This is a genomic window from Lysinibacillus sp. NPDC086135 (assembly GCF_044746345.1).
Taxonomy (GTDB): domain Bacteria; phylum Bacillota; class Bacilli; order Bacillales_A; family Planococcaceae; genus Lysinibacillus.
Genome location: NZ_JBIVCA010000003.1, coordinates 291,634 through 316,956 on the forward strand (window position 1 = coordinate 291,634; position 25,323 = coordinate 316,956).

General features: G+C 36.8%; 23 protein-coding genes. All 23 read left to right on the plus strand.

Annotation, left to right across the window (positions count from 1 at the left end):
- Positions 1-107 precede the first annotated feature (107 nt).
- Positions 108-1,379 (plus strand): EF-P 5-aminopentanol modification-associated protein YfmF, encoded by a 1,272-nt coding sequence (gene yfmF, locus ACIPKN_RS06420; RefSeq protein WP_400934400.1) that lies wholly within the window; start codon positions 108-110, stop codon positions 1,377-1,379.
- Positions 1,376-2,674 carry an EF-P 5-aminopentanol modification-associated protein YfmH gene (yfmH, locus tag ACIPKN_RS06425; protein WP_400934401.1) on the plus strand — a complete coding sequence of 433 codons (1,299 nt, stop codon included), beginning with the start codon at positions 1,376-1,378 and terminating at the stop codon, positions 2,672-2,674. Before yfmF ends, yfmH begins: the two co-directional genes overlap by 4 nt.
- Complete coding sequence (gene ymfI, locus ACIPKN_RS06430) at positions 2,674-3,402, plus strand: elongation factor P 5-aminopentanone reductase (protein ID WP_400934402.1); 729 nt, start codon at positions 2,674-2,676, stop codon at positions 3,400-3,402. Before yfmH ends, ymfI begins: the two co-directional genes overlap by 1 nt.
- 44 nt (positions 3,403-3,446) lie before the next feature.
- Entirely contained in the window at positions 3,447-3,704 is a 258-nt protein-coding gene (locus ACIPKN_RS06435) for a DUF3243 domain-containing protein (RefSeq protein WP_132357376.1), read from the plus strand.
- Between the two features lie 227 nt (positions 3,705-3,931).
- Positions 3,932-4,720 (plus strand): DUF3388 domain-containing protein, encoded by a 789-nt coding sequence (locus ACIPKN_RS06440; RefSeq protein ID WP_142507413.1) that lies wholly within the window; start codon positions 3,932-3,934, stop codon positions 4,718-4,720.
- Positions 4,721-4,745: 25 nt separating this feature from the next.
- Positions 4,746-5,657: a helix-turn-helix domain-containing protein gene (locus ACIPKN_RS06445; protein ID WP_400934404.1), complete on the plus strand. Its 912-nt coding sequence runs from the start codon at positions 4,746-4,748 to the stop codon at positions 5,655-5,657.
- A 50-nt stretch (positions 5,658-5,707) separates the two neighbouring features.
- The gene (gene pgsA, locus ACIPKN_RS06450) at positions 5,708-6,286 is read left to right on the plus strand and encodes a CDP-diacylglycerol--glycerol-3-phosphate 3-phosphatidyltransferase (RefSeq protein ID WP_142507411.1); all 579 of its coding nucleotides are present in this window, start codon (positions 5,708-5,710) and stop codon (positions 6,284-6,286) included.
- A gap of 17 nt (positions 6,287-6,303) precedes the next feature.
- Complete coding sequence (locus ACIPKN_RS06455; protein ID WP_400934407.1) at positions 6,304-7,560, plus strand: competence/damage-inducible protein A; 1,257 nt, start codon at positions 6,304-6,306, stop codon at positions 7,558-7,560.
- 230 nt (positions 7,561-7,790) lie between these two features.
- Positions 7,791-8,855, plus strand: coding sequence for a recombinase RecA (gene recA / locus ACIPKN_RS06460; RefSeq protein WP_142507409.1), 1,065 nt, complete (start codon positions 7,791-7,793; stop codon positions 8,853-8,855).
- Positions 8,856-9,337: 482 nt separating this feature from the next.
- Complete coding sequence (gene rny, locus ACIPKN_RS06465; protein ID WP_142507408.1) at positions 9,338-10,897, plus strand: ribonuclease Y; 1,560 nt, start codon at positions 9,338-9,340, stop codon at positions 10,895-10,897.
- 196 nt (positions 10,898-11,093) lie between these two features.
- A complete protein-coding gene (locus ACIPKN_RS06470; protein WP_400934409.1) occupies positions 11,094-11,864 on the plus strand; it encodes a tyrosine-protein phosphatase in 771 nt (256 codons plus the stop codon).
- Positions 11,865-11,898: 34 nt separating this feature from the next.
- Positions 11,899-13,044: an O-antigen ligase family protein gene (locus ACIPKN_RS06475; RefSeq protein ID WP_400934411.1), complete on the plus strand. Its 1,146-nt coding sequence runs from the start codon at positions 11,899-11,901 to the stop codon at positions 13,042-13,044.
- A 98-nt stretch (positions 13,045-13,142) separates the two neighbouring features.
- Positions 13,143-14,051: a glycosyltransferase family protein gene (locus ACIPKN_RS06480; RefSeq protein ID WP_400934413.1), complete on the plus strand. Its 909-nt coding sequence runs from the start codon at positions 13,143-13,145 to the stop codon at positions 14,049-14,051.
- A 53-nt stretch (positions 14,052-14,104) separates the two neighbouring features.
- Positions 14,105-14,857 carry a glycosyltransferase family 32 protein gene (locus tag ACIPKN_RS06485; RefSeq protein ID WP_400934415.1) on the plus strand — a complete coding sequence of 251 codons (753 nt, stop codon included), beginning with the start codon at positions 14,105-14,107 and terminating at the stop codon, positions 14,855-14,857.
- A gap of 41 nt (positions 14,858-14,898) precedes the next feature.
- Positions 14,899-16,443 carry an oligosaccharide flippase family protein gene (locus ACIPKN_RS06490; RefSeq protein WP_400934417.1) on the plus strand — a complete coding sequence of 515 codons (1,545 nt, stop codon included), beginning with the start codon at positions 14,899-14,901 and terminating at the stop codon, positions 16,441-16,443.
- Positions 16,422-17,441: a glycosyltransferase family 2 protein gene (locus ACIPKN_RS06495; protein ID WP_400934419.1), complete on the plus strand. Its 1,020-nt coding sequence runs from the start codon at positions 16,422-16,424 to the stop codon at positions 17,439-17,441. Before ACIPKN_RS06490 ends, ACIPKN_RS06495 begins: the two co-directional genes overlap by 22 nt.
- A gap of 161 nt (positions 17,442-17,602) precedes the next feature.
- Positions 17,603-18,325: a YveK family protein gene (locus tag ACIPKN_RS06500; RefSeq protein WP_400934420.1), complete on the plus strand. Its 723-nt coding sequence runs from the start codon at positions 17,603-17,605 to the stop codon at positions 18,323-18,325.
- Positions 18,325-19,038: a CpsD/CapB family tyrosine-protein kinase gene (locus ACIPKN_RS06505; RefSeq protein WP_400934421.1), complete on the plus strand. Its 714-nt coding sequence runs from the start codon at positions 18,325-18,327 to the stop codon at positions 19,036-19,038. The genes ACIPKN_RS06500 and ACIPKN_RS06505 overlap by 1 nt, the downstream gene beginning before the upstream one ends.
- A 189-nt stretch (positions 19,039-19,227) precedes the next feature.
- Positions 19,228-20,025, plus strand: a complete 798-nt coding sequence (locus ACIPKN_RS06510; protein WP_142507399.1) for a TIGR00282 family metallophosphoesterase — start codon at positions 19,228-19,230, stop codon at positions 20,023-20,025.
- Between the two features lie 949 nt (positions 20,026-20,974).
- Entirely contained in the window at positions 20,975-21,241 is a 267-nt protein-coding gene (locus ACIPKN_RS06515) for a stage V sporulation protein S (protein ID WP_004224903.1), read from the plus strand.
- 311 nt (positions 21,242-21,552) lie between these two features.
- Positions 21,553-23,292 (plus strand): 2-oxoacid:acceptor oxidoreductase subunit alpha, encoded by a 1,740-nt coding sequence (locus ACIPKN_RS06520; protein ID WP_400934423.1) that lies wholly within the window; start codon positions 21,553-21,555, stop codon positions 23,290-23,292.
- Positions 23,292-24,158 (plus strand): 2-oxoacid:ferredoxin oxidoreductase subunit beta, encoded by an 867-nt coding sequence (locus ACIPKN_RS06525; protein ID WP_132357351.1) that lies wholly within the window; start codon positions 23,292-23,294, stop codon positions 24,156-24,158. Before ACIPKN_RS06520 ends, ACIPKN_RS06525 begins: the two co-directional genes overlap by 1 nt.
- Positions 24,159-24,615: 457 nt before the next feature.
- Positions 24,616-25,323: a lantibiotic protection ABC transporter ATP-binding protein gene (locus tag ACIPKN_RS06530; RefSeq protein WP_400934424.1), complete on the plus strand. Its 708-nt coding sequence runs from the start codon at positions 24,616-24,618 to the stop codon at positions 25,321-25,323.

The following is a 25,323-nucleotide window of genomic DNA, read 5'->3' on the forward strand; positions in this document are numbered from 1 at the left end:
CACATTTCATATACATACTTTGGATTCTTTTTGCAATTATAGACAATAGACATGTATAGTATGTGTAGTACTTTGTTATATTAAGAAAGATAAGGAGGGTTCTATATATGTTTAAAACAATACCTTTTGCAAAAGGTGTCAATTTGCATATCCGACAAACGACCCAATTTAAAACCGTAAATTTTTCAATTAAATGGAGAAGAGCATTAACGGCGGCAAATGCGTCTGAACGTACAGTGTTAACAAATGTTTTGCAACACAGTAATGCGAAATATAAGACAACAGCTGCATTCCGAAGTTTCTTGGATGACTTGTATGGCACAGTGTTATATTTCGACACATCTAAACGTGGTAATGAACATACAGTATTGATGAATGTAGAAGCTGTTAATGATCATTATTTGGCAAATACTAGTGTTTTAAACGAGGTACTCGATTTATTGCACACAGCAATATTTGAACCGAATATAGAAAATGGTGTATTTAAGGAATCGATTGTGGAACGTGAAAAGAAAACGGTCATTCAGCGTATTGAGTCCATTTTTGACGATAAATCTCGTTTTGCGCAGCAACGCATTCAACAAATTTTACGTCCAAATGAACCGGCCTCTATTTCTGCTAATGGAACTATCGAGGACATTCAAAAAATTACCCCTACATCATTGTTTGAAGCATATCAATCCATGCTTGCTAACGATAAAATAGACATTTATGTCGCGGGTGATATCAATGAAGAAGAAATCGTAGCGAAGCTAAAAGAAGCGCTACCATTTAATGATCGTACACCTGAAGAAATTCCTGCTGTACTTCCACAACAGCATCCACAAAATGATTATGTACGTGAACAACAAGAAATGAAGCAAGGAAAGTTGCATATTGGCTTTAGTACACCAGTACGATTTGGTGACGCTGATTTCGCCAAAATGCAAATCTTTAACGGCGTATTTGGTGGCTACCCTCACGCCAAATTATTTATGAATGTTCGTGAAAAGGAAAGTTTAGCCTACTACGCGTCTAGCTCATATGCATCACATTATGGCTTAGTCTTTGTTGTATCTGGGATTGAACCAAAGAATGAGGAAAAAGCGTTATCACTAATTAAGGAACAACTTGCCGTTATGCAAGCGGGCGATATTACAGATTTGGAAATAGAGCAAACAAAGGCAATGCTGACGAATCAGCTAAAAGAAGCATTGGATTCTGCTCGAGGACAAATAGAAATTTTTGACCAATATAAAGATTTACCCGAAGAGTTCTCTGTTGAGGCTTGGGCAAGTAAATGGCAAGCTGTGACCAAGCAAGATATTGTTGAAATGGCGAAGCAAGTACAGCTAGAAGCGGTCTATTTCTTAAGTGGGAAGGAGCAAGCCGCACAATGAAAACAATTGAATTCAAACAATTAGATGAAACATTGTATTATGAAAAACTAGAAAATGGCTTAGATGTCTATATATTACCGAAAAAAGGCTTTTCTAAAACTTTTGTAACGTTCACCACAAAATATGGTTCTGTTGACCGTACTTTTGTGCCAATTGGTGGAACTGAAAGCATGACAGTACCAGATGGTATTGCCCACTTCTTAGAGCATAAAATGTTTGAAAAAGAAGATGGAGATGTCTTCCAAAAGTTTAGTGGATTCGGCGCTTCAGCCAATGCCTTTACATCATTTACACGTACAGCGTATTTATTTTCTTCAACTAACAATATTTATAACAGCACAGAAACATTATTAAATTTTGTTCAAGAGCCTTACTTTACAGAAGCAACTGTTAATAAGGAAAAGGGCATTATTGGTCAGGAAATTACGATGTACGACGATCAGCCGGATTGGCGCTTATATTTCGGTACAATCGAAAATATGTATCATAATCATCCAGTAAAAATTGATATCGCTGGTACAATTGAGTCAATTGATGGTATTACTGCCGACCATTTATATACGTGCTACAATACATTTTATCATCCGTCCAATATGTTATTGTTTGTCATTGGTGCAGTAGATCCTAATGAAATGATGACGTTTATTCGTGACAATCAAGACAAAAAAGAATTCCCTGAACCAACACCAATTCAACGCTTTTTCGATCAAGAGCCGACAGAAGTTGCTATCAAAGAACGTGAGCTGCATATGGATGTACAAAAACCTAAGATCTATATCGGCTTAAAAGCAAAAGAAACAAATCTTTCTGGGCGTGACATGTTAAAACATGAGCTGTCTGTTCAAATTGCACTTGAACTTATTTTTGGACGTACATCTAAATTTTATGAGAACGTTTATGATGACGGATTAATTGATGAAACATATGCATTTGATTTCACGTTAGAAAAAGGCTTTGGATTTGCTATGATTGGCTCAGATTCTACAGACCCGGCTGCATTAGAGAAAGCTATTAAGGAAGAATTAGCAAAGTATGATGGAGATGCACATTTTGAAAGTACCGATTTAGAACGAGTAAAACGTAAAAAAATAGGTTTCTTCCTACGTGCACTGAACTCTATTGAATTTATCGCCAACCAATTTACACGTTATTCGTTTAATGAGATGAATTTGTTCGATATTGTGCCTGTACTAGAAGAACTAACGATTGAAGATTTGAAAAAAGCGTTTTCTTCAGTTCAAGGTGAATCTCAACAAACTGTCTTTAAAATTTTACCTACTGAGAAGGGCGTATAGTGAAAAAGTTTGCGCTCGTTTTAGGTGCATCGGGTGAGATTGGCCGTGCTATTTGTCGAAGTCTGGCAGAAGACGGTTGGTCCATCTACATACACTTTTCAAACAATGAAAAAGCAGCACAGGCTCTATACTGCTCCCTTTCAGAAAGTTTCCCTGCACAGGAGTTTATGCTTGTACAGGGAGATTTTTCGAAAGCGTCCGGGGCACAATTGCTAGCATCTCAAATTTTTAATGTGCAAGCGATTGTCTTTGCAAATGGTCAAGCACATTATTCTCTGCTGGAAGATACTACGGTGGAGGATATGGAGGCATTATGGCGTGTCCATGTACAAAATCCAATGCGTCTTACGGCATTGCTGTCATCAAAGCTACGCGCTCATGATGTCAGCTATGTGCTTTTTATTGGTTCAATTTGGGGAGAGGCTGGATCAGCTGGTGAAGCACTTTACGCCACTGTGAAAGGCGCCCAACATGCTTTTGTGAAGTCATATGCGAAAGAAGCCGCACTGTCACATATTCGTGTTAATGCCATTGCACCTGGTTTTATTAATACCTCGATGAACAGTCATTTAAGCGAAGAAGAGCTTGAATATATTTTAGAGGACATTCCACTAGGTATAACCGGACAAACAACGGATGTTGCTGAAATGGTACGTTTTTATCTTTCTGGAAAAGCAGATTATGTAACTGGACAAGTTATTAGATTAAACGGTGGCTGGTACATATAATGTTCTTTTTCGCACATACTACATGTGTAAAGGAGGAGGAACATATGACTATTTTAGAAAACTGGCAAAAATGGACTTCGTTTTTAGGTCAAAACGTTATGCGAGCTGAATCAAGCGGTATGCCATCGCAAATGATTCAACAAGCTGCTGTACAAATTGGAGAATATTTGGCGACAAATGTCGATCCTAAAAATGAACAAGAGCGAGTGCTGTCGGATTTATGGGGCGTTGCCTCTGAAGAGGAAAAACACGCACTGGCGAATTGTGTCGTTAAACTTGTACAAAATAAACATGTACAGTAAAACAAAGAGGAGAGCTATCTCCTCTTTTTTCTATATAAAAAAGCAATTTTTACATAGAAAAGGGAACGTATGTAAGCCTATTTCGTACGTTGAAAAAAAAAATAGTAAGTTTTTAAAAATAACCTCATAATTCCATGTATTCTAACTTTCCATTACATAAAAAATCAGCTATGATGGAACTTATAAAGGATTTTTTACGTTAACTAATAGGAAGGGAACGAGTGTGTTTGAGCGATTGGTACTTTGAATATGAAATTCAGGTGAATCGCCCTGGATTATTAGGAGATATTGCTTCACTTTTAGGGATGCTTCGTGTCAATATTATTTCAATAAATGGTGTCGATGAGGATCGACGTGGTATGTTAGTGCATACAGACAACGATGAAACAATTGAGCGTTTTCGTACAATTGTTTCGACAATGGAACATATTAACGTTACCAAATTTCGACAACCTAAGCTCCGTGATCGTTTAGCCATTAGGCACGGTCATTATATTCCTCGAGATGCAGATGAAAAAAATACCTTCCGCTTCGTACGAGATGAACTTGGTATTTTAGTTGACTTTATGGCTGAGCTATTTAAAAAAGACGGGCATAAGCTTATTGGGATTCGTGGAATGCCTCGTGTTGGAAAAACTGAATCAATTGTAGCGGCAAGTGTATGTGCCAATAAAAAATGGATTTTTTTATCGTCTACAATGATTAAGCAGACTGTTCGCAATAAACTTGCTGGTGATGAATTCAGTGACAATAATATTTTTATATTAGATGGCATTGTGACACGTCGTTCATCTGATGAGCGACATTTGCAACTAGTGCGTGAAATGATGAGTATGCCTTCCATTAAGGTCATCGAACATCCAGACATGTTTGTTCAGCATTCAGAATATAAGATAGAGGATTTTGATTATATCATTGAATTGCGTCATCACCCAGATGAAGAAATTACGTATGAAATAATGGAAAAAAGCCAAATGATGTCCGAATCTAATTCATTTGGTGGATTTAATTTTTAATTTGATATTAAAGTAGGTGTTATGAGTGGCAGAATTAGGGACTCGACTGAAAGAGGCGAGACTGTCTAAAGGCTACAGCTTAGACGATTTACAAGAAATAACGAAAATTCAAAAGCGTTATTTAATAGGTATTGAAGAGGGTAATTATTCGATTATGCCTGGTTCGTTTTATGTACGAGCTTTTATTAAACAATATGCTGACGCTGTTGGTTTGGACGCAGAGGAGCTTTTAGAAACTTATAAAAGCGAGCTACCAGGTACTCCAAACAATCAAGTAAGTCAATCGATGACGAGTAGCCCAAGTAGAAGAAAAGTTTCGAAAGGTCCTTCTACTAAAATGATGGAGGCAATGCCGAAAATAACCGTTGGTTTATTTATCATTGTCATTATTGTGGTGATTTGGGTGCTAATGCAGTCTAAAAATAAAGTAGTGCCAGATGATGCTATAGGCGATACTCCATCGGAAATAGAATATGATACAAAAGTAAAACCAATAGATACAGAAAAAGATAAAGAGCAAAAAAAAGCTCAAACAAATAACAAACAAGACTCAGCAGATTCAAAAGATTCAGCACAGGAAACACCTGACGAAAAGCAAACGGAAGAGGTTAAGCAATCGATTTCAGCTGGGGTTATTGAAGCAGACCGTGCAACAACTTCTTATACGTTAACAGGTACAGATGCATTTAAAATACGTATTGAAGTATCAGGTCCTACATTTATCGGTATTCGTAACCAACAGCAACAAGAATTACTATCAGATACTCGTGTATATAATGCAGGAGAAGTAGTAGAATTCGACGCAACATCTCAAAATTACGCCCGTATCCGCTTAGGTAATTCAGCGCAAGCTAAAGTATACATTAATGACGAGCCTTTAACGTATGCACAGCAAATTGTAACGCAAAACATCGTCATCAATTTCAATAAAGAATAGTAGTCATCTAGCGATGACTACTTTCTTTCATCATGAAAGGTGTTAGAAAAATGAACATTCCAAATAAAATTACCATCTCTCGAATCTTACTTATTCCGTTTTTTGTCATTGTTATGATGTTTGATTTTGGCTGGGGAACAATGTCACTATTCGGTGCGACGATGCCTGTTCATCATTTTGTAGGTGCACTCATTTTTATTATTGCTTCAGCGACTGATTGGGTGGATGGTTTTTATGCACGTAAGTACAATCTTGTGACAACATTTGGGAAATTTTTAGACCCACTTGCTGACAAGTTGCTAGTTTCAGCGGCTTTTATTTTAATGGTAGAGCTTGATATGGCGTCTGCATGGATAATAATCATTATTATTAGTCGTGAGTTTGCAGTTACTGGCCTTCGTTTAATATTGGCAGGTGAAGGAGAAGTTGTTGCGGCCAACCAGCTTGGCAAAATTAAAACGTGGGCTCAAATTGTGGCCATCGGTGCAGCACTTTTACACAATACAATTTTTACACTTATCGGTCTTCCATTCGATAAAATTATGCTATATATTGCATTGTTCTTTACGCTATGGTCTGGATGGGATTATTTCTATCTAAATCGACGTGTCTTACTTGAGTCTAAATAAGAGAGGTCTTGAGGGTCATGAATGCTGAAATTCTTGCAGTTGGCTCAGAGTTATTGCTTGGTCAGATTGCGAACACAAATGCAAGATTTATTTCTAGTCAGTTGTCCGAGTTAGGAATAAATGTATATTATCACACTGTTGTTGGAGATAATGCACAACGTTTGGAAGAGGCTATTTCCATTGCAGAGACTCGTGCTGATTTAATCATTTTCTCTGGTGGGCTTGGGCCTACAAAGGATGATTTAACAAAGGAAACGATTGCGCGTCATCTGGACGTTTCTCTCGAATTTGATGATATCGCACTGGCTAATATTGAGCAGTTTTTTGCAAAACGAGGACGTCCAATGACGGATAATAATCGTAAGCAGGCTTTAAAACTAGCGGGTAGTGAGGTGCTTGCAAACCATCACGGTATGGCACCTGGCATGATAGTAACTAAGGATGAACGTACGTATATTTTACTGCCGGGGCCACCTAAAGAGCTTGAGCCAATGTTCCAGTTTGAAGCAAAGCCAAAGCTTGGTGCGATGTTAAACGCTGGAGGGGTAATTACATCGCATGTTATGCGTTTTTATGGAATTGGAGAGGCGGAGCTTGAGGTTCGTGTCCAACATATTTTAGATTCGCAAACAAATCCAACTGTTGCTCCACTTGCTTCTGACGGCGAGGTTACATTGCGTGTAACAGCTAAAGCAGAAACGGAGCTAGAAGCGCAGCATCTTATTGCCGCAAAGGTAACAGAGATTCAAGCGCTTGTTGGGGACTATCAATACGGTATAGATGACGATTCTCTTGCCTCTAAAACAGTAGAAATGTTACTAGACAATAAGTTAACAATTTCTGCAGCAGAAAGTTTAACAGCAGGATTATTTCAGTCAGAACTTGCTGAAATACCGGGTGTAGGGGATGCCCTTGTTGGTGGCGTTGTTACGTATACGGAAGAGGCTAAAATTAAGCAACTCGGTATTTCAAAAGAATTTTTAACTACACATGGGATTGTAAGCAGTGAATGTGCGGCGGCTATGGCTAGTGCTGTACGTAAAAAGTTTGATACGGATATTGGTATTGGATTAACAGGTGCGGCAGGTCCTACAGCCCATGATCATCAACCAGCGGGGACGGTTTGGATTGGCCTTGCCATTGGCGATGAAAAACCAATAACGTATTTACTTCATTTATCAGGTATGCGCAATACAAATCGACTGCGCGCGGCGAAATTTACTTGTCATTATTTAATGCAACTTTTGGAAGAAAGAGGCTTTAAAAAACGTTAATCAATTATTCCTCGGCAAACTTGTAGCTGACGCTTTGCTTTCGCTACAGAAAATATGGCTGAAGGAAGTTAAATATGTTGAAAATAGAAATTTGGGTAATGGAAAGTTACCCAAATTTTTATTTTGAAGAAAAACGAATAAACGTTCGCTTTTTTCTTGCGTCTTCTCTCAAAAACAAGTATAGTAGAGATAGAGAAAAACAGTGAACAGTTTTCAAAGGAGGAAAATGAATGAGTGATCGTAAAGCTGCCTTAGAACAGGCGTTAAAACAAATTGAAAAGAATTTTGGTAAAGGTTCCATCATGAAACTTGGTGAAAAGACCGATTTAGAAATCGCTACATCTTCAAGTGGTTCGCTAGCACTTGATGCTGCATTAGGTGTTGGTGGCTATCCACGTGGACGTATTATTGAAGTATATGGCCCAGAATCATCAGGTAAAACAACGGTTGCTCTTCATGCCATTGCAGAAGTGCAGGCAAATGGTGGACAAGCAGCGTTTATCGATGCTGAGCATGCACTAGATCCAATTTACGCACAAAAATTGGGCGTCAATATTGATGAACTTCTATTATCTCAACCAGATACAGGAGAACAGGCGCTTGAAATCGCAGAGGCATTAGTGCGTAGTGGTGCTATCGATATCATCGTTATTGACTCCGTAGCAGCATTAGTTCCGAAAGCAGAAATCGAAGGAGATATGGGTGATTCGCATGTTGGTTTACAAGCCCGTTTAATGTCTCAGGCCTTACGTAAGCTTTCAGGTGCTATCAATAAATCAAAAACGATTGCTATTTTCATTAACCAAATACGTGAAAAAATCGGTGTCATGTTCGGAAACCCAGAAACAACACCTGGTGGTCGTGCACTTAAATTCTATAGCTCCGTTCGCTTAGAAGTACGTCGTGCAGAAGCCATTAAACAAGGTAATGACATTATGGGTAACCGTACAAAAATTAAAATTGTGAAAAACAAAGTAGCGCCACCATTCCGTACAGCAGAAGTTGATATTATGTACGGTGAAGGAATTTCAAAAGAGGGCGAAACAGTCGATTTAGGTGTTGAACTAGACATCGTTCAAAAAAGCGGTTCTTGGTATGCTTACGGTGATGAGCGCCTAGGTCAAGGTCGTGAAAATGCTAAACAATATTTAAAAGAAAATCCAGCAGTACTAGACGACATCGCAAATAAAATTCGTGCTTCTTACGGTATTGCATCTTCAGCTTACACAATTGCTGCGCATGATGAAGAGGAAGATATGGATGAGGAATTAAAGCTTCTTCTTGAAGATGAATAATATAAATGCATTGTTCCCACTCTTTATAGTGAGAGCAATGCATTTTTTTATTTACACATACTGGAGAATGCGGTTTTGTTGTTAGGTTATCCATATATTCTTCGAAAGTTATGAATGACATTTTTATAAAAATAATTCCTAAGTACTGCTTCTACGCATTAATGATAAAAGATAAAATAAGCGTTAGTGTAAAAAGTATTAGGTAATTAATTCTCCTAATGGATATGACTTACTTTTTTTCTTGAGAGGGCGAACAGATGCCCGACTATCCTTGACAGAGCTTAAGGCTAGCTATACAATTAAAAATGTATAATTTCTGAATTATGACTTTAAATAGGCAGTACATTCTGACTTCATTTATAATGGCTTTTGAAGATCTATTAAATGAAGACTTTGGCAGATGTCTATTATTATGCCAAGGCGAAATTGATGTATGCGCCGACTGAAACTGTAATACCCAAATAGCAAGAGGAGGTGTTCATATGGATGGAATTACTATCATCTCCGCTTTGCTTGGACTCATCGTTGGTGCCGCTGTTAGCTATATCTACATGAAAAAAGTGAATGACTCAAAAATCACTGGTGCTAAACATGTCGCTGAAACAATCGTTGAAGAAGGAAAACGAGAAGCGGAGGCATTGAAGAAAGAAGCACTACTTGAAGCCAAAGATGAAACTCACAAATTTCGTACTGAAGCAGAAAATGACATTCGTGAACGTCGTTCAGAACTTCAGAAACAAGAGAACCGTTTATTGCAAAGAGAAGAGAATCTTGATCGCAAAGATGATGCTCTAAATAAGAGAGAAGCAGGTTTAGAGCGTAAAGAACAAGCTCTAAGCGAAAGACAACAGCATATTGAACAGATGGAAAGCAAAGTGGACGAGCTCGTTGCCTCGCAAAAATCAGAGCTAGAGCGAATTTCTGCTTTAACTAGAGATGAAGCAAAAGCTATTATCTTAGGAGAAGTAGAAAAAGAGCTAACAACTGATATTGCTGTGATGACGAAGGAAGCTGAGACACGTGCGAAGGAAGAATCAGATAAAAAAGCACGTGAAATTTTATCACTGGCACTGCAACGTTTTGCAGCAGATCATGTTGCTGAAACAACAGTATCTGTCGTGAACTTGCCAAATGATGAAATGAAAGGTCGTATTATTGGTCGTGAAGGTCGTAACATCCGAACTTTGGAAACGTTAACAGGTATAGATTTAATAATTGATGATACTCCAGAGGCGGTTATTTTATCAGGCTTTGATCCGATTCGTCGTGAAACGGCTCGACTTGCACTTGAAAAACTTGTACAGGATGGCCGCATTCACCCTGCTCGAATTGAGGAAATGGTCGAAAAGTCTCGTCGTGAAGTGGATGAACAAATCCGTGAAACAGGTGAGCAGACAACATTTGAAATTGGCATTCATAATTTACATCCAGATTTAATGAAGATTTTAGGCCGCATGAAATATCGTACAAGTTATGGACAAAACGTCCTAAAACATTCCATTGAGGTCGCATATTTATCAGGCTTGCTCGCTGCTGAACTTGGTGAAGATGTAGCATTAGCTCGCCGTGCAGGCTTATTACATGATATTGGTAAGGCAATTGACCATGAAGTTGAAGGTAGCCATGTCGAAATCGGTGTGGAATTAGCAACAAAATACAAGGAACATCCGGTCGTTATAAACAGTATTGCTTCCCACCATGGTGATACAGAAGCAACATCTGTCATCGCGGTATTAGTGGCTGCAGCTGATGCATTATCAGCAGCTCGTCCAGGTGCTCGAAGTGAGACACTTGAAAACTATATCCGCAGACTTGAAAAGTTAGAGGAAATTTCTGAAAGCTATGATGGCGTAGAAAAATCCTTTGCGATTCAGGCTGGTCGTGAAATCCGTATAATTGTACAACCTGAAAAAATTGATGACTTAGCTTCACATCGCTTAGCGAGAGATATCCGTAAGCGAATTGAAGAAGAACTTGATTATCCAGGTCATATTAAAGTAACGGTTATTCGTGAAACACGTGCCGTGGAATATGCGAAATAATTGTAATACAGAAACGTCTTTTACTCGAAATAGAGTAAAAGGCGTTTTTTTAGTAACTTGGTTGTAAGTGAGCTACTGTCATATTTATCGTGAAATGGCATATATACAATAAGTACCTTTATTTAAAATCAATTAGATTTTTACTAAATTGGTGAAAATATTTAGGCGATGAATTGGGATAGGGAGATGAAAGAGCATGGTTGATATTCACAGTCATTTATTATACGGAGTTGACGATGGACCACAACAACTTGCTGAGTCATTGCAAATAATAGAACATGCTGTGATGCAAGGCATAACAGCCATTATTACTACCCCTCATGCCAAACATCCAATATACGATGTGTCATATGAAAATGTATTACATCAAGTACATACTTTACAGCTAGAAATAGCAAAAAGAGCATGGCCAATCAAAATATTTCCTGGACATGAAGTGCACATAAATGAAAATATTTTAGAATATAGCACAACTAAACAGCTTCATATGTTGGCAAACTCAAACTATCTATTACTGGAATTACCTTCGGAAACGATACCTTTTTATTGTAAAGAAATGATTAGGCTATTAGTAGCATCAGGTATTACACCCATTATTGCACATCCAGAGCGAAATAGAGCTATTCAACAAAATGTAGCACTTCTTGAACAATTAATTCGTGAAGGGGCATTAGCACAAATTACAGCGGGTAGCATTACTGGGCATTTTGGGAAAAAAGCCCGACAGTGTGCAATGAATTTAATAGAAGCAAGACTTGTTCATACGTATGGCTCAGATGTCCATAATATGTCTACAAGACCACTGCTTTTTGAAGCTGGGTTAGATTACTTGGAGAAAATGAAACAGCTGGATATGGTCAACCTTTTCCTTGAAAACAATGAGCGTGTTTTAGAAAATAAGCAGCTATTAATTGCGGAGCCAATCGTTATAAGCGAAAGAAAATGGTGGCATCTTTTCACAATATAAAAAAACGAAATAAAGCAATAGTGGGGTGATGAAAGTGCGGTTTTTTATACTAACAATGTGTATGAGCGTATTACTACTCTCTAGTGCATTATCTTATGAAATACCCATACTAATTTACTTTACTGTCTTTTTTTCTATCTTTCCAATCATCCTTTTTATCTATAATCGCAACGAAAATATTCGTAGAATGTATGTGAGCGATTTATTTTTCTATCTATTTATTATTTGTGGGCTAATAAGTACTTTAGCCAATTCAGATATGGGATCACTTAAGAATATTGTATGTATGCTTATGATGTATATAGGGTTATCGATTATATATAACTCTTTTCAAACATCTACTTTACATGTGCTAGCAATTAGTATTTGTGTCTCACATCTCATTATTTTACTCTTATCTTTTTTCATGAATCGAGTTGTTTTCAACGCATTTGCGGGGATTTATAGCAACCCGAACATGATGGGATTGGTCATGGCATTATTTGCAGTCGTATTACTAGCTGGGGCTGTTCAATTTTTTCAGGTTGATACGAAAAAAGTTACAATCGTATTCCTAGTAAGCCTATTCTTTTTTGTTTTTTATACTATTTTACTAACACAAAGTAGAACGGCTGCCATCACCGTACTAATCGGTATCATAATGAGTATAACCATGTTAGCTATTCAAAACACTTCAAGTATTAGAATAGTAGGCGCACTCGTTTCAGTTCTATGTGTACTAAGTATGATATTCATTTTTAGTCTTAGTAAATTTCCGATACTAAACGAAGCAGTTCAAAATATTGTAGGGAAATTTCAGCGGAAATCTGCTGATATATCTGATGGACGAATGGCTATTTGGCAAAATATAATAAAAGATTCCACATTATTTGGGCATGGAGAGAATTATCATGTTGGCCAATTGGATGCACATAATACTTTTATCGCCCTATTAGCTCAGTATGGTTGGTTGGCGGTTACATTTTTTCTATTATTCGTAGCAACATTAGTATGGAATGCATTTTCTTTTGCCAAAAAAAAAGTAAAGTATGCGAAAATGCTACAACTATTACCATTTTTAATACTTATCACCTATATTCTACTTTCAATGACGGAAATAATTATTTATACAACGCCGATAATGATCGTTTTATTTGTTCTTTCTGGCAATTCATTTACCCATCATAAAACTCATAATTGATAGTTCAAATATGAATAAAACGAGAATCAAAGTAATAAAAATAGTAAAAAGACCAATTTAATGTAAAATAGCGTTTGTAAAAAGGAGGGATAATCTATTTGAAGATTGGATTTGTCAATAGCGGAAAATCATTTTTACCAGAAATCTCAGCCTATGTAGCATATTTAAATCAGCAGGATAATATTGAAGCTATAACCATTTTAACAGCGGAGATGAATGAAACTCCGATAGCCAATATAGATTTATTATGGAAATTTACTGGTTTAGATATTAAAAAATATTCAAGCGAGACAAAGATTATCCATGAATATAATTCGTTATCAATTGGTCACTTTGCGATGTTGAAAAATTATGTAAAAAAAACATGTAATATTAAACCGCATGGTCGCATATTTTTGAATGAACTTGTAGAAAAGGATTTAAAGATGAAGGGCAATATTCCAAAAATTCATCGAGATATGGGAATATCAAAAGACTTTTTTATAAAAACGTCAAAAAAAGAGTACGATTTTGTATATGTTGGTGATATGGGACATGGAAGAGGTATCGATCATGCGCTAAAGCCCTTTACGACAACTTTAAAAGATAACACTATTTTATTAATAGGAAATCCAACAAATGAATTATATAAATCTTTCAAAGACTATAAAAATATTATCTTTTCAGGATCGCTTCCTTATCATGAAGTTCCTCTTCTAGCGTCAAAAGCAGAATACGGGCTGAATTATATACCAGATGTGTACCCCTTTAATTTACAAGCTTCAACAAAGCTCCTTGAGTACTGCGCATTAGATTTGAAAATTGTTTCGACTGATTATCCTTGGGTCAACAATTTTGAACAGAAAACACAAGGGCGCTTTTTTAAATTACACCGAAATTTAGCAAACTTAACGATGACAAATTTAAATAGCTTTGAATTTGTGACGCCAGATGTTAGTTATCTAGAGTGGAACCTATTGTTAGATAGGGTAAAACTGATAGAGTTTATCAAATTAGTAATGGGATAGTTTAATAGGTGATATGCATTAATTTATTTGCATAACAGAAAGGAAATTGTATAATGATCCCTAAAAAAATTCACTTCTGTTGGTTTGGAGAAAATTCTTACCCACAGGTAGTTGAAGCGTGTATTGCCTCATGGCAAAAATTAATGCCTGACTATGAACTAATTGAATGGAATGAAAAATCATTTGATATTCAATCCAATCAATTTGTACAAGAAGCCTACGAATCTAAAAAATATGCTTATGTAGCTGATTATGTAAGGTTATATGCACTATATACACAAGGTGGCATTTACTTGGATACAGATGTTGAAGTTGTGCAATCGTTAACACCCTTTTTATCCCATCGAGCATTTACTGGCGGAGAAAGTAGTGATACATGTGTAACTGGTATTATGGGTGCAGTAAAGGGGCATCCGTGGATTAAGTTGCTACTGGATTATTATGAAGATAAAAGCTTTTATACGGAACAAGGCCAACAAACAAATACTGTCATCATTACGGATTTAACGAGAGAAAAATATGGATTTACAGAGTCAAATCAACATAGCCAATTGGATGACGATCTACACATTTATCCATTTGAATATTTCTGTTCGAAAGACTTCGAATCAGGAGAGATTAACCAGACTGTTAATACTTTTACAATCCATCATTTTAATGGGTCATGGTTGTCAGAAGAACAAAAAAAACGACATAAAAAAGTCATGCGATATAAATATGCAATAAACAAATTATTTGGACCGAATGCTTTTGATATGTTAAATAAAACACGTAAAAAATTAAATGGTACAAAGATTTTCGAGTAAAGTGTAATCCATAAATGGACTAGTGGAGGCAAGATGGACTAATGAAGGAAATTCGGGTGGGTGCTATTCTCTCTTACTTATCTATTTTTTGTACATTTATTGTGGCAATTGTGTTTACCCCTATTATGATTCGAATTCTTGGTCAAGAAGAATACGGATTATACACATTAATGACAGTTTTTGTTGGGTATTTAACTATATTAGATTTTGGTTTAGGGAATGCAATTATTCGTTATATTTCTAATAATCGAGTAGCAGGCGATAAGGAGATGGAAGCTAGACTAAATGGCTTTTTTCTGCGGCTTTTTTCGATTATAGGTGTTTTCACCCTTGCCATTGGTTGTGTTATGTATTTCCAGGTTGAGACAATTTTTGGACAAAGCTTATCTTCCTTGCAAATCGAAAAGGCAAAAGTAATGGTTATGGCGATGATCGTAAGCTTTGCCTTGCAATTTCCATTAAGTGTTTTCTCTTCTATACTTAAGGCCTATGAAAAATTCATACTGATTAATTTAACTTCATTTATAAAAGTAATAGTACAACCGTTACTGATGCTGTTTTTCTTGTTACAAGGTGCAGATGCATTGGTGATGATTTTTATTGTAGCTAGCTTAAATGTATGTGTATTAATAATAAATTCTGTAATCTGTATGAAAACTTTGAAAGTACGATTTATATTTTCTGGTTATAACTCTGGCCTTATGAAAGAAATATTTGTCTATTCATTTTTTCTATTTGTGACAGTCATAGTGGACAAAATTTATTGGCAAACTGACCAAGTATTACTCGGGATTATTAAAGGAACAGAAGATGTAGCGGTTTATGGGATTGCTATACAATTTATTATGATTTTTATGGCACTAGCACTCGCAATCAGTGATTTGTATTTGCCAAAGATTTCAATGTTAGTGACACAAGCGAATGGCCTAATAGAGATTAACCGGTTATTTGTCAATGTTGGTGCCATTCAGCTAATGATTCTTGGCTATGTACTAAGTGGCTTTTTTTTATTTGGTAAAACTTTCATCTCACTATGGATAGGTGATGAATATTTAATTGTCTATCCTATCGTACTGATCATCATGTTGCCTTTTTCTGTCGATTTAATTCAAAATATAGGGCTAAGTGTGTTAAAGGCAAAAAACATGTTTAAGTTTCGAACGGTATTATTAATCATACTTGCTAGCATAAATATTATTCTATCTATTCCTGCCATCTATTTTTACGGGGTTATTGGAACAGCTATTATAACTGCTGTATCATTATTTATTGGGAATGTATGTATTATCAATGTTTACTATGCAAAAAAAATACACCTAGATATTAAAAGATTTTGGCTACGCATTAGTAAGCTTTTCGTAGCTATTGTTATTGCGTCCCTTTTAATGAAAGGCATTATTATTGTTTTCCCACTTACAAATACCTGGTACATTCTAGGAATATATATTGCTTTATACAGTATTATTTTCGGTATATCTTTGTTCACATTTGGCATTCCCACTTCTGATAGAAAATACTTGATTCGAAAAGTGAAAATGCTCAGCCTAGCTGGAGGGATGAAATTTTGGGGTCAGAAATCCTCGTAACTGTCATTATACCAGTATATAATGCAGCACCGTATTTAAAGAAATGTCTAGCAAGTATTTGCCAACAAACGTTAAAGCCAATCGAAATTATTACGATTAATGATGGCAGTACTGACGAGTCCCTTTCTATTTTACAGCAATTTGCCTTACAAGATCAGCGAATTATCATTCATAATAAAGCAAATGGTGGGGTTAGTCATGCAAGAAATAGAGGGATTGACCAGGCAAGAGGTCAATACGTTACGTTTGTCGATGCGGATGATTGGATAGAGCCTTCTATGTTGGAACGTTTATATAGCGCTATTAAAGAATCAGGAACTGAAATAGCTAAATGTGATATTTTTGTAGATGGAAAAAACGGTGGTAACCGTTTGAATTATCCCTCAACAGTAAATGAACTTTTTGATCCTCAGGAATGTTTACATTTATTATTTACTGAATTTAATGAAAAACATTTCGGTTTTGCTTGCTGCAAATTGTATTCTAAAGTTTTTCTTGATAAGTTTGGAATTCGATTTGAAGAGGATATGAATTTTTCTGAAGATGTTTTATTTATAACAAAAGCTATCACAAAGAGTAAGGCAATTTGTTATGTGCCTCAGCAACTTTATCATTACAATGTGTTAACACAGCAATCATTAACGCGAGGCTATCGTATGAATGGAAGAGAAAAATATGATGTAATCTATGAACGTGTTCGTGAGACATTAGTAGCTGAAAATATTTTTACATTTATTGAAACTAGTTTTAACGGATATGTATTTTCAGGTTTAGTAAATTTAACGCTTCATATGCAGGATTCCCCATATAAGGGGCTCCATTTATTAAGAGCGATTAAAGAAGAAATAGTCAGTTTTGTTGATGACTACCCTCATGTTCTCGAGTTAAAACCAATAAAATTTTCATTGAAAAAAAAGCTCTATTATCAATTGTTGAAAAAAAATGCTGTATCTACGCTAGCATTTTTCATTTTTTTATCCATAAAGAAAACTGACTAAAAAGGTCTTGAAGTCATTTTCACTAAATATTGACACTATCTAGGAATAACATAGGGCATAAATTTATATATTAAATATAGCTACTATAACAATTAACTATGAATATCACATGACATTACATTACATAAATTTAGACAGTTTAGGGGAAGGAGATCTATTCGGTGGAGACTTCTATTCAAGTAAAAGCGATAGTGAAAATTTTACGCAAACGTTTACTTCTTATTCTATCGATAATCGTAATGGCGATGGCATTGGCTGCTTATCTTAGTTATTATGTCATCACACCTGTGTATCAAGCTGAAACTCAAATATTAATCAACCAAAAAAATACGGATCAACAACTTTATACGGGTGGGTATTCAATTGAGACGGATTTACAATTAATTAATACGTATAATGTCATTATAAAAAGCCCAGCTATTCTATCTAAAGTGATTAAAGAATTGAAATTAGAATTATCTCCTGAACAATTAGCAGAGAAAATTACGGTCAGTAATGAAAACAAATCACAAGTAGTTTCTATAAAAGTTCTTGATGAAAAATCAGCACGAGCAGTGGAGATTGCTAATACGATAATAGATGTCTTTAAAGAAGATATTCAAAAACTGATGAACGTAGATAATATCAATGTCCTATCAGTAGCTACATTAGCTGATGACTCACAACCAGTGAAGCCGAAAAAAATTCTAAATATTTCAATTTCAGGACTCCTTGGACTCCTTTTAGGAACAGGCATTGCATTTAGTCTAGAATTTTTCGATTCAACAATAAAGACTGAGCAGGAAATTGAAGAACTATTGAATTTACCGATATTAGGATTCGTAAGTTCAATAAAAGGAGGCAGAGGGTCTATCTCTACTAGAAGAGGGAGGCGAGTCACATAATGTTTAAAATGAAAAATAAAAAAAAGAAAGTATTAGCGATGATGCCACGGAAATTATTGACTAGCGAACATACAACTTCTATCATTTCTGAACAATTTCGAACAATACGAACAAATTTGAAATTTGCACTCCCTAATTTATCGTGTAAAACAATTTTAGTGACATCATCTATCCCTGGTGAAGGAAAGACAACGAATGCAGCAAATATTGCGATAGTTTTTGCACAAGAAGGAAAAAAAGTTTTATTAGTGGATGCTGATATGCGAAAGCCTACAATGCACTATACATTTGAATTGCTTAATATTTCAGGTTTATCGAGTGTATTGATACAAAATGACACTTTGAGCGAGGCTATACAAGAAACGTTTATTGAGGGATTATTTGTCCTCACTAGTGGGCCGATCCCACCTAATCCAGTAGAGCTTCTTTCTTCAGAAATGATGGATACTTTAATAGAAAAAATGATAGCGTATTATGATGTAATAATCTTTGATACGCCACCTGTTAATTCTGTGACCGATGCTCAAATCTTAGCAAATAAAACAGATGGTGCACTACTTATTGTTAATACTGGAGTAGTTGAGAAATCTAGTGTTGTCAAAGCAAAAAATTCCTTATTAGTGGCACAAGCGAAAATATTAGGGGTCGTCATGAATAACTATACTTTGCAAAAAAAACAATATAAGAGCCAGTATTATCATGTGAAAAAATAGAAATCAGTACCGTCCGCCTGACAAGTACCTAAATTACTTGTTAGGTGTTTTTTTATAGACAATGAGAAAGAGTATGAGTACCTACTTTTTCAAGACCAGTTTAATACGCTGAACGGACATAGTTTTGCGTTTGACTTTGAATTAGTGGTAAAATATAAGGTGCTAATTAATGAAAGAGTGGTTATGAAAATGAAAGTTTTATTTATTGGGGATATTGTAGGTTCAATCGGTCGAGATGCAGTAGAAAAATATTTACCCCGTTTAAAGAAAAAATACAATCTAGACGTTGTTATTGCCAATGGTGAAAATGCAGCAGCAGGACGCGGAATTACACGTAATATTTATAATGAGTTATTGCAAATGGGTGTTGATGTTATTACGATGGGCAATCACACTTGGGATAATAAAGATATTTTTGATTTTATAGATGATGCAGATTATTTAATACGCCCGGCGAACTTTTCAAATGATGCACCAGGTAAAGGAATGGTGCAAATTTCAAAAAACGGTGCAACTCTATCTGTTATTAATTTACATGGACGAGTATTTTTGCCTCCTCATGAAGATCCGTTTGCGATGGCGGAGAAATTAATCGAAGAAGCACATAAAACGTCACCGCTTGTATTCGTGGATTTTCATGCAGAAGCGACAAGTGAAAAAATTGCACTTGGATGGCACTTAGATGGGAAGGCTTCGGCAGTTGTTGGTACACATACACATGTGCAAACAGCCGATGCACGCATTTATCCAAATGGAACAGCCTATATTACGGACGTTGGTATGACAGGTCCATACGATGAAATTTTAGGGATGACGAAGGAAAGTGTCATTTATAAATTCCAAACAAACATGCCATCTCGTTTTGAAGTGCCTAAAAAAGGACGCGAAGTGTTAAGTGGTTTCTTTGTAGAGATTGATGATAAAACAGGAAAAGCTCGACATTGTGAGCGAATATATATAAACGAAGATTATCCGTTCCAAGCATAAGAAGAGAAACTATTGTGTGTTAAAAAATGCACAATAGTTTTTTGTTTGAAAATTTGTTAATTCAATTAAAGCGTCATAATAAAAAATGACTCTTCGGCAAAACGAGAGGTTGATTTCCACTCCGACTGGGCGCTTTGTTGCTGTCGCTAGCTTTCGCACAGATAAAAAATTTGCCGCGGACGCTACGCTTTCGCGCAGAGCAGAGCTTCCTGGGGGCGCCCTATGAGCCGCTTCACTCGCGTTGCTCGCTCCAGTGTCTCGGGCCAACACGATGTTGGTCACGAAGGCGTTATCACAGGATGTGATGGTTTTAGCTTTCGTTCCTCTATCGCTAATCCCCAAGGAGTCGCCCAGCCTCCACTCCAACCAACCATTTCACAAGCTTGTACCTTCTGGCATGTCACTCAAAATTTATAGTGATAAAACGAAACTTCAACAAAGGGGTTTGTCTGTGCAAAAGTTCAGAAATAACAGGTGTACAATTGTGTCACTATTATAAGTCTTTTCTTTTCGATTATAATAAGTAGCAATAGTGTTCACTTTTGAAATGATAAAAACTTATAAAAGCTCTACACTATCGCTGATTGGAGTGGAAGGCTACTCGACTCCCGTGGGAAAGCGAGACAGGCGAGACCCTGCACGGAGCGTAGCGAAGGAAGCGGCTCGGCGCTCGCCCACAGGAAAGCGAGTAGCCTGGAACGGAAATCATCCCACGTTTTGCAAAGGAGCCCTAAGTTATTTATAATGGCGTATTTATTTCAGTGACAAAGTAATTTTCTAACTGTAAATATCAGTCTTTTTAGATTGTTTTGATATATAAGAAATGAAAATAGTCTATTTTCTTCTTACCGAGCATAAAATGACCTATCGACAATAACTTGAGGTCCAAAAAAAGGGGGACATGAGTTGTTGAGCGTAAACACTATTCGCGAAACGGGGAGGAATAATTGTGGATTCATTAAAAGTATCATCACGCTCTAATCCAAATTCAGTTGCAGGTGCATTAGTCGCGGTAATCAGAGAAAAAGGGCAAGCAGAAATGCAGGCAGTTGGGGCAGGGGCACTTAACCAAGCCGTGAAAGCAGTGGCCATTGCACGCGGATTTGTAGCGCCAAGTGGCACAGATTTAATTTGCGCACCGGCGTTTGCCGATATTTTAATTGCTGGTGAGGAACGTACAGCTTTAAAGCTTCTTGTGGAGAAACGTATTCGATAAAAAAGTAATGAAGTAAAATGCCTTGCACATAATAAGCTGCAAGGCATTTTTTTCGTTTATATAGACAATCAGAATTTGAGGAAGAGAATCCTACATGCTCTACATACTAATATGTTAAATGTCACTTGAAATCCGCAAATTAATTTTTTAAACTTAATTGATTTAAAATTACAACTTTATGAACGCCATTTTCAGTCAAAGGTCTGATTTTCGTTTAAATCGGGGAATAACAATAGTGTAGACCGTTTCTTCGTGTTAAACTTATGAAGGAAAAATAATAGTATATACATTGGATCTAAGGAGTTGTTGACATGTTACATCAGCTTTCATGGAAAGTCGGTGGGCAACAGGGTGAAGGGATTGAAAGTACCGGCGAAATTTTCTCAACGGCAATGAATCGTTTAGGTTACTTCCTATACGGTTATCGTCATTTCTCTTCTCGAATTAAAGGTGGCCATACGAATAATAAAATTACAGTTCGTCCAACAGAAGTACGTTCAATTGCGGATGATTTAGATATTTTAGTAGCGTTCGACCAAGAAACAATCGACGTCAATTATAAAGAATTAACAGAAACAGGCGTTATTTTAGCGGATTCAAAATTTACTCCAGTGAAGCCAGAAGATTCAAAAGCGCCATTATTTGTAGTACCTTTTACAGAGGTAGCGGCAGAGCTTGGTACTTCGTTGATGAAAAATATGGTGGCGATCGGAGCAACAGCTTCATTGCTAAATCTAGAGGACGAAGTGTTCCAAAATGTTGTAGATGATATTTTTGGCAAAAAAGGTGAAGAAGTTGTTCAGAAAAATATGGAGGCCATTGCACGCGGTCATGAATTAATGAATGAGCTGCTAGGAGATCGTGTAGGTGACTGGGCTTTAGCACCAGCAGACGGTAAACGCCGTATGTTCATGATCGGAAACGATGCAGTTGCACTTGGTGCACTTGCAGCTGGGACACGCTTTATGGCGGCCTACCCAATTACACCAGCTTCTGAGATTATGGAATATCTTATTAAAAAATTACCGAAATTCGGTGGTGCGGTTATTCAAACAGAAGACGAAATTGCTGCAGCGACAATGGCAATTGGTGCAAACTTTGGTGGTGTTCGTGCTTTTACAGCTTCTGCTGGCCCTGGTCTTTCATTAATGATGGAAGCACTTGGTCTTTCAGGTATGACAGAGCAGCCACTGGTTGTTGTTGATACACAACGTGGTGGTCCATCAACAGGATTACCAACAAAACAAGAGCAATCAGATTTAATGGCGATGTTATATGGTACGCATGGTGAAATTCCAAAAGTAGTAATTGCACCATCTACAATGGAAGAAGCATTCTTTGACACAATCCAAGCATTTAACATTGCAGAGGAATTACAATTACCAGTTATTTTAATGACAGACTTGCAATTATCTCTAGGTAAACAATCTGTTGAGCCATTCGATTACAATAAAATTGAAATTCGTCGCGGTAAAATTGTTACAGGCGATATTGAAGAAGTAGCCGATAAAGCATACTTTAAACGTTATGAAGATACGGAAGATGGTATTTCACCGCGTGTGCTACCTGGTACGTTGAATGGTATTCACCATGTAACGGGGGTTGAACACGATGAAACAGGTAAACCGTCTGAAGCATCTGGTAACCGTCAAGTACAAATGGATAAACGTTTCCGTAAGCTAGCAGCATTGAAATTTGAACATCCAGTACATTCAAATGCGCCACACGAAGAAGCTGATATTTTATTAGTGGGCTTTAACTCAACACGTGGAGCTATTGAAGAAGTACAAGAACGCTTAAATGCTCAAGGCATGAAGGTGAACCATGCACATATTCGTTTAATTCACCCATTCCCATCTGCTGAGGTGGCACCACTTGTAGCAAAAGCGAAAAAAGTAATCGTTGTAGAAAATAACTACACAGGTCAATTAGCAAATATTATGAAGATGAATGTTGGTGGTCACGATAAAATCGAGACTATTACAAAATATGATGGTACACCATTCTTGCCAGGTGAATTAGAAAATCGTGTGAAGGAGTTGACTCGCTAATGGCAACATTTAAGGATTTTCGTAATACAGTGAAACCAAACTGGTGCCCAGGCTGTGGCGACTTCTCTGTTCAGGCAGCGATTCAACGTGCCGCGGCAAACGTCGGTATTGAACCGAACGAATTAGCTGTTATCTCTGGGATTGGCTGTTCTGGTCGTATTTCAGGCTACATTAATTCTTATGGCTTCCACGGTATTCATGGTCGTGCATTACCAATTGCACAAGGCTTAAAAATGGCTAACCGTGATTTAAACGTTATTGCTTCTGGTGGTGACGGAGATGGATTTGCGATTGGTATGGGTCATACAATTCATGCTATCCGTCGTAATATTGACATCACATACGTTGTGATGGATAACCAAATTTATGGTTTAACAAAGGGGCAAACATCTCCACGTTCCGCTGCAGGATTTATTACAAAATCTACGCCAGGTGGTGCGATTGAGCCTTCATTAAAACCGTTAGAAGTAGCTTTAACAAGCGGAGCTACTTTTGTCGCACAAGGATTCTCAACGGATATTAAAGAGTTAACAGCTTTAATTGAAGCGGGCATTAATCATAAAGGCTTCTCATTCATCAACGTATTCTCACCTTGTGTTACGTATAACAAAGTGAACACGTACGATTGGTTTAAAGAAAACTTAACGAAGCTTGCTGATATTGAAGGCTATGACAATTCTGACCGTGGTATGGCAATGCGTACAGTGATGGAGCATGAAGGTTTAGTAACAGGTATTATTTATCAAGATACTGAAACAGCTTCATATCAAGAAAAAGTACCAGGCTATTCAGAGCTACCATTAACGGATATCGATATTAAAATGAGCGAAAATGATTTTAATGAATTAGTAAAAGAATTTATGTAAATTAAATTTTATATAGCATGATAAAAAGCATTTGGGATGTCCTCATTCCAAATGCTTTTTGTGTTTTTGAAAGACTGTTAAGTCAATGAAATTAAGATGTTAAAATATTTTTCTAGCTGTCGCTACGTTAGCACTACTCTTTCGCACATAAGAAGCGAAGTGCTGAAGCTTGAGTTTTATCATTATAAATGAGTAGATACATGCTCTGTGAAGTGGTTGATTGGAGTGGAGACTGAGCGACTCCTTGGGGATTAGCGTCACAGATGAGACCCTGCAGCGAAGCGAAGCGGCTCATCGGACGCCCCCAGGAAAGCGCTCAGTCGGAACGGAAATCAACCCCCTCGTTTTGCCAACCAATTTTGATTTTTATAGGGTTTCTTCAAAATTTTTGCTATCCTTATAAAATCCTTATAATCATTTTTTACACTATAATCATCGAAAGGAAGATGATTATAAAGTGGAAGATATTATTTTACAAACAGAAAATCTTAGTAAAAGCTTTAAGGGACAAAAAATTGTGGAGGACTTGTCGTTAACGATACCTCGCAATACTGTTTACGGTTTACTCGGTCCTAACGGTGCAGGGAAATCGACAACGTTAAAAATGATTACGGGTATGCTGCGTCCGAATGCAGGAAAGATACTTTTTAATGGACGTGAATGGAATCGCAATGATTTAAAAGACATTGGTGTATTAATTGAAACACCACCGCTTTATGAAAATTTAACGGCAACAGAAAATCTAAAGGTTCGAACGATTGCCCTCGGATTGCCACAGTCACGTATTGACGAAGTATTAAGAATCGTAGACTTGACCAATACAGGAAAAAAACGAGCAGGACAGTTTTCGTTAGGGATGAAACAACGTCTTGGAATAGCTATTGCGCTATTAAACTATCCAAAGCTTTTAATTCTTGATGAGCCGACAAATGGTCTCGATCCAATCGGCATTCAAGAGCTTCGAAAGCTAATCCGATCTTTTCCAGAGCAAGGGATTACAGTCATTTTATCTAGTCACATCCTGTCAGAGGTAGAGCAGGTTGTTGATGAAATTGGCATCATTGCAGGAGGGAAATTAGGCTATCAGGGAGTTGCTCCACAAGGTCAGGAATTAGAATCATTATTTATGCAAGTAGTGTCTGCTAATAGAAAGGCAGGCATATAA